Genomic DNA, 12408 nt, shown 5'->3' with positions numbered 1-12408 from the left:
TCGTCCTTTCGTCGGGGATGGCGGGAGACCCGCCCGGAGGCGGGTGGTTCGGGGGTCGTCGGATCCGGGCGCGCTGAACTCCTCGGCGCGCCGGCCGCGAGCGGTCGAGCGGCGCGCGACGTCCGGGGGACGAACAGGAGGCGACAGCGGCACGGCGAGCCCTTCCGACGACGTTCGCCGACCGTCGCGGAAGCGAAGGTCGACGCGGGGTCCATCCGGCTCGCCGTTGCTCGCGGAGTGCTCAGAGCGGGGAACGCACTCCATGAGAACGCTCTCACGAATTTAGGCGCCGATTCTGGAATGTCAAGGGGGTGATCGGCCGAGGTGTTCGCGGAAATGTGAATGGGAACGAGCGGTTTGCGTAGATCGACGGCTTCGGTCTTGACGCTGCTATGGCCGTGTTGTTAACTCTGCGGTGCTCGTCATCGGAATCGGTTCCGAAGCCCGTCTCCCGGCTTCGGGGGCCGTGCGGTGAGGAGTGGCTGAACGACCGGCCGCGGCCCGCTCACCGGCTCGAGCGGACCGCGGAGGCCGGCGTTCGCGGTGTCGACCGCAGCGGTGCGGATCGGGGCGCGTGTGGGGCGCGTTCCGGTCTCACCACTGGGGAATCCAGTGATGGGAGCAGTTCGGGGAGATGCGTTCGGGGGCGTCCCCGGTGGGCTTGCCGCGTCCGCTCGGTGATCGCCTCGACGGGCCCGCGGCGGGTGCCGGAATTCGTGAATCGTCCGCGTCCCCGGGCGTCGGCGGCATTGCGCCGGACAAACGCTTTCCGCGCGGTTCGATCGCCATTCCCATAATCCGGGAATTTCCCGGTTGCGGTGTCGGAAAAGGCGAGATCACGGCGTGCGTTGTTTCGGGAATTCGCCACCGAAGTCCGCGTGCCACCCCGACCACGGCGTGCGCTGTCCCTTGACCTGGTAGTTGCGCTGCATCACCCCGTCGCGGCCGATTCCGAACACGACGAGGACGCCGTTGGCGTCCTGCGCGGCCCCGACGAGTTCGGCGAGGTCGCCGTGGAGACGCTTCCACAACGACCAGCGGTCATCGGCCCGGTCGCGCTGGAAGCGTTCCCACACCGTCCCGTCCTCGTGGCGCGCCAGCACGACCAGGGTGTTGTTGCCGTCCGCCACGGTGACCGGCCTGCCCGCGAACGGGCCGCCGAGCCCGAACTCGCGCCAGCCCCGCCACTGCCCGGAGGACGCGGCGGTCTCGACGTTCTCCCACATCGTCCCGTCCGCGCGGATCGAGTAGAGCCGTTGCCGCTGCTGCTTGTCGATGATGGTCGCGGGGGAGGTCTCGACCGTTCCCGGGATGTCGGAGGCGGGCAGCCACTCGCCGGAGTTCGACCCTTGCTCGGAATGCGCCCGCACCCGGCCGTCCCGGCCCAAGGCGAACAGCGCCAGCGCACCCCCGGGGTTCGTGCGGAGCACCGGATCGTCGCGCACGGGCGGGCCGGGCAGGCGGTGCGGTTCGCTCCAGCCGCCGGACGGGTACTGGTGGGTCTCCCACAGCGCCCCAGCGCGGTCCCGGGCGGCGACGACGAGCAGTCCGGCGGAGTTCTGCGCGGCGGCGGGCGATCCGACGAGTTCGCCGCCGCCGAGGCTCCGCCACCGGGGCGCGGCCTGCTCGCTCGGCGCGATCTGCTCGGCGTAGCGCAGGACCCCCGCGGTGTTGATCACGAACGCGGCGAGCCTGCCGTCCCGGTCGATGATGCCGATCGGCTGGCCCGCCGCGCGCTCGCCCAGGTCCAGCCAGTCGCCGGTCGCCCCCTCTTGCGAAGTCGACTGGTGGTTGCGCAGCACGGCGAGATCGGTGCCCTTCGCCAGCACCACGATCCGGTTCTGCTCGTCCGAGTGCACCGGCCCGCCGGGGTCGGGGGACAGGCGCGGGCGGGCGGCGGGATCGTCCTGCGCGTGGCGGGCGTTGGTCAGCAGCGCGAACACGGCGGGCGGGGTGACGATCAGGCCGATCCCGCCGAGGCCCGCGGCCAGCATGAACCGCCTGTCCTTGCGCGGTGCCCGGTCGGGGTCGGCGGGCGGGTGCTCTTCCGGCCCGGTCACCGGCCCCGATCCCCCTGGTTGCGGCAACGACACCACCCCGCGCTCGTTCCATGATCGCCGTCCTCGACCGTACCGGGTGGGGTGTGGCCAGGGGATCCGCCTCGAACACCTGCCGCGCTGCGACGAATGCCGTGGCGTTCCGGTGGAACCGAGGGCATCCGCGCCCGGCGCGGTCGGCCGAGCGGGGCGGCGACCAGGGCCGTCACCGCGGCGCGAACCGGCCGCCGAGGCCGTGCTCCCAGCCTTCCCACGGAGCGGGGCCGGGGCTCTGGAAGTTCTGCTCCATCGAACCGGTCTTCCCGATCCCCAGCACGACCAGGGTGCCGCCGCCGTCCTGCACCGCCGCCAGCAGCCGTTCGACCTGGCCGTCGAGGGGACGCCAGTCCGTCCACCGCTTCTTCTTCGGGCCGATGAAGCGCTCGTGCACCGACCCGTCCCCGGCCAGGGCGAACACGACGACGGTGCGGTTGGGGTCGACGGTGGCGATCGGATCGCCCTTCGCAGGTGCCTCCCCGGAAAGCTCGGTCGAGTCGGCCCACTGGCCCGAACCGGCTTCGGTCTCCACGACCTCCCGCACGCTGCCGCCCGTGCCCCGCACGTAGATGCGCTGCTTGCCGTCCCAGTCGAGGACCACGCTGGGGCGCCCCGCGAAGCGCTCGCCGACCGCTCGCGCCGGGGCCCACTCACCGGGGTCGGATTCGCGTTGGACGCGCAACCGCTGCTCGCGGTCGAGCGCGAACAGGGTCAGCCGTTGCCGGTCGTCCTGGCGCAGCACCGGGTCGCCGTCGACGGGCGGTCCCGGCAACTCGCGCAGGTCGCTCCAGCCGCCGCCGACCTGGTGGGTCTCGTGCAGGCGCCCGCCGGAATCCCGTGCCACGACGACGAAACGGCCCTCGGCATCGCGCGAGGCGGCGGGCGTTCCGCGCAGGTCGGTGCCGCCCAAATCGGTCCACCGCGCCGGGCGCGGGGACTCCGGGGCGGTCTCCGCGGCGAACTTGAGGGCGCCGCCGGTGTCGATCAAAAACGCGCCCATGCCGCCGCGCGAGTCCTGGGCCGCGACCACGTCGCCCGCCGCGTCCTGGCCGATCGCGTACCAGCCGTCCCACTGGCCGCGGTCGGACTCGCGCTGGAACTTCAGCCCGACCGATCCGGCGGCCTGCCGGGCCACCAGCACCAGCCGGCCCCTGGAATCGAGGTTCGCGGGGCCCGCGGGCAACGCCCCCGCGTGCTCGGCCAAGTGAGGTGGGGCCTGCGCGCCGAGACCGGCGGGAACGGACGACGGGTACTCGGGCCGTTGCGTGGCGACCGCCCACACCAGCGGAGCCGCGATCAAGGCGATCCCGCAGACCGAGGCGACCAGCAGCCCCGTCCGCTGCTGCCGGTGCGGTCCGTCCGAGCGAGCGCCGGGAAGCTCGGAGCCGTGATTCGGCGACGTCCCGTCCTGGGGCTGGTCAACGGGCTGGTCGTCGAATCGAGGCATCCGCATCCGAATCTCACGCAAGGCAATCGATTTCCCGCCGACGCTACCGCAGGGCCGGTAGGGCGTGAACCGGGGTCGGCGGCCGGACGATCATGCGGTGGCCAGCGGAATCCGGACTTCGAAACAACATCCGCCCACGACGTTGAACACCCTGACCCGCCCGTGGTGGGCCTCGACCATGCCCTGCACGATCGCGAGTCCGAGCCCACCGCCCTGGGGTGCCGTGTCGCGGTCGCCACCGCGCCAGCCCGTGTCGAACACCGAATCCAGGTCCGCCGCCGGGATCCCGCCGCACTCGTCGGACACCGAGACCACCGCGTGCTCGCCGTCGGCCCGCAGCTCCAGCGAAACCGCACCGCCCACCGGGCCGTACTGCGCCGAGTTGACCAGCAGGTTGGTGAAGACCCTGCTCATCGCGTCGTAGTCCACGGTCGCGACCACCGGGTCGATCCGTTCCGCCCGCAGCCGCACGTCGCGCTTCTCGGTGAGCACATCGGTGCGGGCGACCACGTCGCTGAGCAGGTCGTCGAGCGGCACCCGCACTGGTTTCAGCCGCAACGTCCCCGACTGGAGCTTGGAGAGCTCGAACAGGTCCTGGGCCATCTCCGTCAGCTGGTCCACGTCGGCGCGGACCTCCCGGAAGTAGCGCGGCAAATCCGGCGACACCCCGTCCTCGACGGCCTCCGCCTTGAGGCGCATCCGGTGCAGCGGAGCGCGCAGGTCGTGCGAGATCCACGACACGACCCGCCGCCGCGACGCGTCCAAGGCGCGTTCCCTGCGCTGCGACTCGGCGAGGTTCTCGCTGGTGACCCGCAGTTCGCGGGCCAGCTCGGCGAATTCGGCGCTCGGCAGGTCCGTCGGAGCGCTGAACCGCTGCTCGCGGCCGAAGGCGCGGGTGGCGTCGGCCAGCCGCCTGCCACCGGTCATCACCGATCGCCCCAGCACCAGGCTCACGCCGACCGATACGACCCCGGCGACGCAGTTGACCGCGAGGCTCACCGTCACCGGCATGCTGTCGGACTCGGTCACGAACATCGCCGTGATCACGCTGATGTTGGTGGCGCACACGGTGATCACGACGACCGCGATCAGCGACAGGCCCAGCGGCTGCCGCCGCAGCAGGTGCAGCACCGTCGCCCCGAGCAGGCCGACCCCCGCGGATTCGCAGGCCGCGATGAGCACGATGAGCTGCGGTGAGGTCATCGGCGCCCGCCGGGGGCGAACATGCGCCGGGCGCCCGCTCGCTGTGCGCGGGCCTGCTCCTGTCCAGCCTCGTCGGGCACCAAGCGTCGCGCTCCGGGGTAGGGGTCGTCGTCGCCGACGCCTCCGGCGCGGCATCGGCCCGGCCTCCGGAAGATCAGCTTCCGCGACCCTATCGGCTCACCCCGCCCGCCCGAACCGATTCCGCCACATCCCCCGACGACCTCGCGGAGTGAACGGACCGTTCGACCAACCCCGTTGGACGAACGGTCCGTTCACTCGAACCCAGGAGTGGTGAACGGCCCGTTTGACCGAACCGGTTGGGCAAAGGGTCCGTTGACTTCGCACCGGAGTGGGTGAACGGACCGTTCGACCAAACCGGTTGGACGAACGGTCCGTTCACTCGAACCCAGGAGTGGTGAACGGCCCGTTTGGCTAGGCCGGTTGGACGAACGGTCCGTTGACTCGATCCCAGAAGTGGTGAACGGGCCGTTCGACCAATCCCGTTGGACGAAGGGTCCGTTGACTTCGCGCTGGGGCAGGTGAACGGACCGTTCGTCCAAGCGCGTTGGGCGAACGGTCCGTTCACTGGAAACCGAGGCGCCGGGGTGTCAGCTCACGATGGGGAGGGAGTTGCGGACGGCGGGGGTGACGCCGTCGCTGGCTCGGGCGGCTTCGACGCGGTCGGCGGTGGGGGTGCCGTAGAGGCTGGTGCGCTGCCGCAGCGGGCGCCCGGTCGGCCCGACGAGCTCCTCCAGGTCGCTGATCGTCTTGTAGGAGCCGTTGTCGGCGCCCGCCATCCGGCTGATCGTCTCCTCCATCAGGGTGCCGCCCAGGTCGTTGACCCCGCCCGCGAGCACGTCGCGGCAGCCGTCGACGCCGAGCTTCACCCAGGAGCACTGGATGTTGTCGATCAGCCCGTGCAGCAGGATCCGGGCGACGGCGTGCACCGCCCGGTTCTCCCGCGGCGTGGTGCCCGCCCGCGCCAGCCCGGCCAGGTAGATCGGCGAGTTCTGGTGGATGAACGGCAGCAGCACGAACTCGGTGAACCCGGGCTTGCCGGTCTTGTCGAGGGCGTTGCGCTGGAGCTCGGCGATGAGCTTGATGTGGCCCACCCAGTGCTCCGGGGTGTCGACATGCCCGTACATCATCGTCGACGTCGTGGGGATGCCCAGCTCGTGCGCGGTGCCGACGACCTCGACCCAGCTCGACGTGGGGAGCTTGCCCTTGGTGAGCACCCAGCGGACGTCGTCGTCGAGGATCTCCGCGGCCGTGCCGGGCAGCGAGTCGACGCCGGACTCCTTGGCCCTGGTGAGCCAGTCCCGGATGGACAGGTTCGTGCGGGAGGCGCCGTTGACGACCTCCATCGGGCTGTAGGAGTGCAGGTGGATGTCCGGCTGCCTGCGCTTGACCTCGGCGGCGAGGTCGAAGTACGCGGTGCCGGGCATGTCGGGGTGGATGCCGCCCTGCATGCAGATCTCGGTGGCGCCGGCCTCCCACGCCTGGTCGACGCGCTCACCCACCTGCGACAGCGACAACGTGTAGGCGTCGGCGTCGGTGCGCCGCTGCGCGAACGCGCAGAACCGGCAGCCGGTGTAGCAGACGTTGGTGAAGTTGATGTTCCTGGTGACGATGAACGTGACGTCGTCGCCGACGGCGTCGCGGCGCAGTCCGTCGGCCAGCCGGGTCACCGCGTCGAGGTCGGCGCCGTCGGCGTGCAGCAGCGCCAGCGCGTCCTCGTTCGACAGGCCCGCCGGGTCCTGCTCGGCGCGGCGCAGCGCGTCGCGCACGTCGGTGTCCATCCGCTCCGGCGCGTTCGGCACCCGCTCGGCCAGTTCGTCCCAGTCGCCGTAGACGGAGTCGAAGTCGCCGCGGCGGTCGCCGGTGCGGCCCACGGTGTCCACCTCGACGTGCAGGTCGGTGCGCCCGCTGCCCGCGAGGTTCTGCCAGCCGCCGTCCGGTTCCTGCCAGGTGATCCCGGTCGGCTGCACGCCTTCCTTCGCCAGCCCGGTTTCCGGATCGGCGAGCGCGGCGACGTGCGCGCTGACCCGCGGGTCCAGCCACGGTTCGCCCGCGCGCACGTACTCCGGGTAGATGGTGAGCCGTTCCCGCAGCGCGAATCCGGCCTGCTCGGTGAGCCGTTCCAGCTCGTCGATCTGCGGCCATTCCCGTTCCGGGTTCACGTGGTCCGGGGTCAGCGGGGACACCCCGCCCCAGTCGTCGATGCCGGCGCGGATCATCAGCGCGTACTCGTCGCCGATCAGGTTCGGCGGTGCCTGCACGCGCATCTTCGGGCCCAGCACCAGCCGGGTCACGGCGATCGTCGCGGCGAGCTCTTGCAGGTCGGCGTCCGGGGTGGCGCGCATCTTGGTGTCGGGTTTGGCGCGGAAGTTCTGCACGATGACTTCCTGGATGCCGCCGTAGGCGCGGGCCGCCTTGCGGATCGCGAAGATCGTGTCGGCGCGTTCGTCGTGGTTCTCGCCGATGCCGATGAGGATGCCGGTGGTGAACGGCACCGTGGTGCGGCCCGCGTCGTCGAGCACCCGCAGCCGGACCTCGGGGTCCTTGTCGGGGGAGCCGAAGTGCGGCCCGCCCTTCTCGGTGTAGAGCCTGCTGGCGGTGGTCTCCAGCATCATGCCCATCGACGGCGCGACCGGTTTGAGCCGCTGCAGGTCCTGCCAGCTCATCACGCCGGGGTTGAGGTGCGGGAGCAGGCCGGTCTCTTCCAGCACCCGGATCGCCATCGCCCGCACGTAGGACAGCGTGTCGTCGTAGCCGTGCGCGTCGAGCCAGTCGCGGGCGGCCGTCCAACGGTCCTCGGGGCGGTCGCCGAGGGTGAACAGGGCTTCCTTGCAGCCCATCGCCGCGCCCTTGCGGGCGATGTCGAGCACTTCGTCGGGGGAGAGGTAGGGCGACTCGACGCGCCCGGGCACCGTGACGAACGTGCAGTACCCGCAGCGGTCCCGGCACAACCGGGTCAGCGGGATGAAGACCTTGCGGCTGTAGGTGATCACGCCTTCCCGGCCGACGCCCTCCAGCCCGGCGTCGCGGGTGCGGGCCGCGTATTCGGCGAGCCGGTCCAGGTCGGAGTCCCGCGCCTGCAGCAGCACGGTGACCTCGTCGTGGTCCAGCGCCTTGCCGTCGCGCGCGCGGGCGAGCGCGCGGCGCATCGCGGAGGCGTTCGGGGCGGCCGAGGTGGTGGGAACGTCGTCGGAAGCCATGCGCGAAACGCTAAGCGGCTGCCGCGCGCGTCCGCCACTACACGAACGCGCGTCATCGGCGGAGCCCTGCGGGGTGCGGTGTTCTGCCTGATCAGCGCGTCACATCCGGTTGTCCGGCGGGGTCGGCGGGTGTATTACCTAAAGGGTGTCTTCGATCATCGGCAAACGGGTGAACGGCCGGACGTACTACTACGCCGCCGACTCGGCCCGGGTCGACGGCAAGCCGCGCATCGTCGCCCAGCGCTACCTGGGCACGGCCGAGGACGTCGAAGCCGCGCTGAACCGGGCGGCCGCGGAACCGGAGCACACCCGCCACCTCCCGTTCGGCGAGGTGGCCGCGGTGTGGGGCGTGATCCGGCGCCTGGACCTGGCGGGCATCGTCGACGAGGTCGTCGGCAGGCAGCGCGCGGCGGTCTCCGCGGGCACCTGCCTGGCGCTGGCGGTGCTGCACCGGGCCACCGCGGGCCGCACCGATCCGGGTCGCTGGTGGCCGGAGGTCTCCCGGCTGATCCGCCCGGAGCCGCCGGTGCCGCTGTGGGACCGCGCTCGCTTCCGGCGCGCGATGCGCCGCCTGGGCCCGGTGGAACGCGGCGAGGTCGAGGCGCGGGTGTCGGCGGCCGTGCGCGATCAGCTGGGCGCCTCCGACGGCCTGCCCGCGCTGATCGTGGACGTGCCGCACCTGGGTGCACCGGCGGTCCCGGATCGCGGTGAGCTCGCCGGGATGAGCGTGCTGGTGAGCCGGGACGGCGCGATTCCGCTGCTGGCGCACGAGCACCTGCGCGACCGGGACGACTGCGCGCCCTACGGCGTGCTCGCGCACCGGCTCGCCGAGCGGTACCGCGAGCACGCGGGCGCGGGGGAGATCACCGTGGTCTACGACGCGGGCACCCACCCGCGGCCGCACCCGGATTCGGGGCTCGGTTTCGTGGGCGGCCTGCTGCCCGGCGACCACCCCGAGCTGCTGGCGTACCCGGCGACGGCGCGCCGCCCGGTGGACCAGCGGCGGTTGCCGGGGCTGACGGCGCTGGACACGCGGATCGTGATGGACGGGGTGAGCAGGCGCGTCATCCTCACCCACTCCGAGACGCTGCACGCGGCGCAGGCGCGCGGGTTCACCGAAGCGCTGGGCCAGGCGGCGCGGCGCCTGGACGGGCTCGCCGAGGCGCTGGCCGCGGGCGGCAACCGGCGTTCGCGGGACCACGTGCTCGCGGAGATCTCCCGGATCACCCGGGTGCGCTGGGTGGAGCGGGTGCTGGTGACGGCGCTGCACGGGTCGACGCCGGGCGAGATGCGGCTGCACTGGCACATCGACGGCACCGCTCGTCGCCGGGTCGCCGCCGAGTTCTTCGGCAAGCAGCTGCTGGTCACCGACCGGGATTCGTGGCGGGCCGCGGACGTGATCACCGCCTACCGCGCCCGCTACCACCTGGACTCCACGTTCGGCAGGCTCAGCGCGCCGCAGTCGCCGGGAGGCGGGGACGCGATCGCGGTGCACCGGATGATCTCGGTGCTGGCGGTGGCGGTGCTGCACCTGATGCGGCAGGAGGCGACCGAGGCCGGACTGGACCTGTCGGTGCGGGAGCTGTTCGAGCAGCTCGCCGACATCCAGGAGACGGTGCTGCGCTACCCGTCTACCGGAGGCAGGCCGCGCACCCGCCGGGTGATCACCGATCGCACCGAGGTCCAGCAGCGGCTCTACGACCTGTTCGGTCTGGACGCGTCGGCCCCGGGCCGCCGGTGATCGGCGGGAACTCGGCGGAACCTGTCCATTTCGCCCCGGTCACCCGGAGTCGATCATCCTTAGCGTGAGGTCATCGGACCGACCGAACGACGGAGAACTGATGACCGACAAGCTGATTTCCGCCCTCGACGCGGACGTGCCCGCCCGCACGGTGGCGATGCTGGTGTTCGACGGCATGACGCTGCTGGACCTGGTGGGTCCGCAGGCGGTGTTCACGGCAGCGGGCATGCGGGTGTCGCTGGTCGCGGTCGCACCGGGACCGGTGCGCTGCGACAGCGGGGTGCGGATCGTGCCGACGACCACCACCGAGGACTGCCCGGCCGAGGTCGACGTGCTGTTCGTGCCCGGCGGTGACGTCAGCGAGGTGATGGCCGACGAGGCGGCGCTGGCGTTCCTCGCCGACCGCGGCGCCACCGCCGGGTACGTCACGTCCGTGTGCACCGGTTCCATGGTGCTGGCGGCGGCCGGGCTGCTCGACGGGCACCGGGCGGCGACGCACTGGAGCACCCGCGAGCTGCTGGGCCGGCTCGGGGTGGAGGTGGCCGCGCAGCGGGTGTGCGCGGACGGCAACCGGATCACCGGCGGTGGTGTCACGGCGGGCATCGACTTCGGGCTGACGCTGGTGGCGAGGATGTTCGGCGACGACACCGCCGAGTTCGCGCAGCTCGCCCTGGAGTACGACCCGGCGCCGCCGTTCGACGCGGGAAGCCCGGAGCGCGCGAATCCCGAGAAGGTGGCGTGGATCCGCGCGGCCCTGACGGACCCGGAGACCCCGCTGGTCGCGGCGGTCGAGCGAGCCCGGCGCCCCGTGGCCTGAGCTCCGTCTCGCCGGAGGGAGGAATCCCGTGCGGGACAACGGGATTCCTCCTACCGTCGGGCGTTCCCTCTGGTGGGGGCGAGCGCGTTTTTGCAGAATGGTCTTCGTTCCGCGTCCCGTCGGCGAGGTGGCCGCTGAGATTCCGCCCCCGATCCGTCACGCGAACCGTTCCGCAAGGACTCGGCACGCGCCGGGGCCGACCGCAGCGAGGAGCCGCCGATGACCGCCCGCATCCTGGACTTCGAGACCGTGGACCTGCGGTTCCCCACGTCGCGGGAGCTCGACGGTTCCGACGCGATGAATCCGGCGCCGGACTACTCGGCGGCCTACCTGGTGCTGCGCACCGACCACCCGCGCGCCCCCGAGGGCCACGGGTTCACCTTCACCATCGGCCGCGGCAACGAGCTCGTCGTCGCCGCCGTCGAGGCCGTCGCGCGGCGGGCGACCGGGCTGCCCGTCGAGGAGATCACCGCGGACCTCGGCGGCTTCGCCCGGCACCTGGCCGCCGACAGCCAGCTGCGCTGGCTCGGACCGGACAAGGGCGTGCTGCACTTGGCGACGGCGGCCGTGGTCAACGCCGTCTGGGACCTGGCGGCGAAGATCGCGGGCGAACCGGTGTGGAAGCTGCTCGCCGACATGCCCCCGGAGCAGCTGGTCGACCTGGTGGACTGGCGGTACCTGCGCGACGAGCTGAGCCCGGCGGCGGCGCTGGACCTGCTGCGCGCCGCGGAACCCGGCCGCGCCGAACGGGAGCGCCACGTCCGCGAGTCCGGCTATCCCGCCTACACCACCAGCGCGGGCTGGCTCGGTTACGACGACGACAAGCTGCGGCGGCTGTGCCGGGAAGCGGTGGACGCCGGGTGGGGTTCGGTGAAGCTGAAGGTCGGCGCGGACCTCGACGACGACCGGCGGCGCTGCCGCATCGCCCGCGAGGTGCTCGGCCCGCAGCGGCGGCTGATGATCGACGCGAACCAGACGCTCGGCGTGCAGGACGCGATCCGCTGGCACCGTGGCCTCTCCGAGTTCGACATCCACTGGTTCGAGGAACCCACCAGCCCCGACGACGTGCTCGGGCACGCCGCGATCCAGCGCGCCATCGCCCCGACGCACGTCGCCACCGGAGAGCACGGGCACAACGCGGTGATGTTCAAGCAGTTCCTGCAGGCGGAGGCGATCGGCATCTGCCAGCTCGACGCGTGCCGGCTCGCCGGGGTCAACGAGGCCGTCGCGGTGCTGCTGCTGGCGGCGGCGCGCGGTGTCCCGGTGTGCCCGCACGCCGGGGGAGTGGGCCTGTGCGAGCTGGTGCAGCACTTGTCGATCTTCGACTACGTGGCGGTGAGCGGCTCGCTCGACGACCGCGTCGTCGAGTACGTCGACCACCTGCACGAGCACTTCGTCGACCCGGTCCGGATGCGCGACGGTCGCTACCTGCCGCCGGAGGCGCCGGGCTACAGCGCGGAGATCCGCCGGGATTCGTTGCGCCGCTTCAGCTTTCCCGACGGCCCGGAGTGGTCCTGAACCGCCGCCCTGGCACCGGAACCCCACCGGCGCCGGGCGGCGGAGCTGGGCCCTACCGCGCCAGGCACATGTCGAGGCCGAAGACCTCGTAGGGCCACTCCGCGGTCCAGCAGTTGCCCGCGCACCGCGCGCAGGAAGGGGGGGCGGACCGCAGAGGTAGGCGGTCGCGCCGTCCGGGACCTCGACACGGTGAACTCCACCGCGTCGGCGTGCGCGCCGGTGAGGCTGTACTGGCGGAACGTTCGCTCACCGGCCGGAGGGGCGAGACGTCGATCGGGCAGCGATGAATGCCCGATCGACGCCCGGGGTGGCGCCGTGTCGCGGTATGGCGCGACGGCGCCCCTGACGACACTGAGCACCGATCACCGCGT

At 72.2% G+C, this 12408-nt stretch carries 7 protein-coding genes; 3 read left to right on the top strand and 4 right to left on the bottom strand.

Translation table 11 applies throughout. From position 1 onward, the window contains the following. Positions 1–836: 836 nt before the first annotated feature. From BJ969_RS17060 to BJ969_RS17045, 4 genes are all read right to left on the bottom strand, one after another. On the bottom strand, positions 837–2060 hold the full coding sequence (locus BJ969_RS17060) for a PLL family lectin (RefSeq protein WP_184479897.1): 1224 nt from the start codon (positions 2058–2060) through the stop codon (positions 837–839). A 202-nt stretch (positions 2061–2262) separates the two neighbouring features. Next, positions 2263–3546, bottom strand: a complete 1284-nt coding sequence (locus tag BJ969_RS17055; protein ID WP_184479896.1) for a DUF8189 domain-containing protein — start codon at positions 3544–3546, stop codon at positions 2263–2265. A gap of 84 nt (positions 3547–3630) precedes the next feature. Beyond that, positions 3631–4743: a sensor histidine kinase gene (locus tag BJ969_RS17050; protein WP_184479895.1), complete on the bottom strand. Its 1113-nt coding sequence runs from the start codon at positions 4741–4743 to the stop codon at positions 3631–3633. Between the two features lie 608 nt (positions 4744–5351). After that, positions 5352–7961, bottom strand: a complete 2610-nt coding sequence (locus BJ969_RS17045) for a bifunctional FO biosynthesis protein CofGH (protein ID WP_184479894.1) — start codon at positions 7959–7961, stop codon at positions 5352–5354. 145 nt (positions 7962–8106) lie between these two features. Here BJ969_RS17045 and BJ969_RS17040 point away from each other — a divergent pair, with 145 nt between their 5' ends. The 3 genes from BJ969_RS17040 (at position 8107) to BJ969_RS17030 (ending at position 12037) form a co-directional block, all read left to right on the top strand. Next, positions 8107–9702, top strand: coding sequence for an IS1634 family transposase (locus BJ969_RS17040; RefSeq protein WP_184479893.1), 1596 nt, complete (start codon positions 8107–8109; stop codon positions 9700–9702). A gap of 100 nt (positions 9703–9802) precedes the next feature. Beyond that, positions 9803–10519 (top strand): DJ-1/PfpI family protein, encoded by a 717-nt coding sequence (locus BJ969_RS17035; RefSeq protein WP_184479892.1) that lies wholly within the window; start codon positions 9803–9805, stop codon positions 10517–10519. 219 nt (positions 10520–10738) lie between these two features. Beyond that, the gene (locus tag BJ969_RS17030) at positions 10739–12037 is read left to right on the top strand and encodes an enolase C-terminal domain-like protein (protein WP_184479891.1); all 1299 of its coding nucleotides are present in this window, start codon (positions 10739–10741) and stop codon (positions 12035–12037) included. Positions 12038–12408: the final 371 nt, after the last annotated feature.

It is taken from the genome of Saccharopolyspora gloriosae, from assembly GCF_014203325.1.
In the GTDB taxonomy this organism is placed as follows: domain Bacteria; phylum Actinomycetota; class Actinomycetes; order Mycobacteriales; family Pseudonocardiaceae; genus Saccharopolyspora_C; species Saccharopolyspora_C gloriosae.
The sequence above is the reverse complement of the archived record's forward strand: the minus strand, read 5'-3'. Positions and strand labels throughout refer to the sequence as shown.

Coding starts and splice junctions, on each gene's coding strand:
- BJ969_RS17055 (WP_184479896.1), bottom strand. CDS start 3,546: ATGCGGATGCCTCGATTCGACGACCAGCCCGTTGACCAGCCCCAGGAC.
- BJ969_RS17050 (WP_184479895.1), bottom strand. CDS start 4,743: ATGACCTCACCGCAGCTCATCGTGCTCATCGCGGCCTGCGAATCCGCG.
- BJ969_RS17045 (WP_184479894.1), bottom strand. CDS start 7,961: ATGGCTTCCGACGACGTTCCCACCACCTCGGCCGCCCCGAACGCCTCC.
- BJ969_RS17035 (WP_184479892.1), top strand. CDS start 9,803: ATGACCGACAAGCTGATTTCCGCCCTCGACGCGGACGTGCCCGCCCGC.
- BJ969_RS17030 (WP_184479891.1), top strand. CDS start 10,739: ATGACCGCCCGCATCCTGGACTTCGAGACCGTGGACCTGCGGTTCCCC.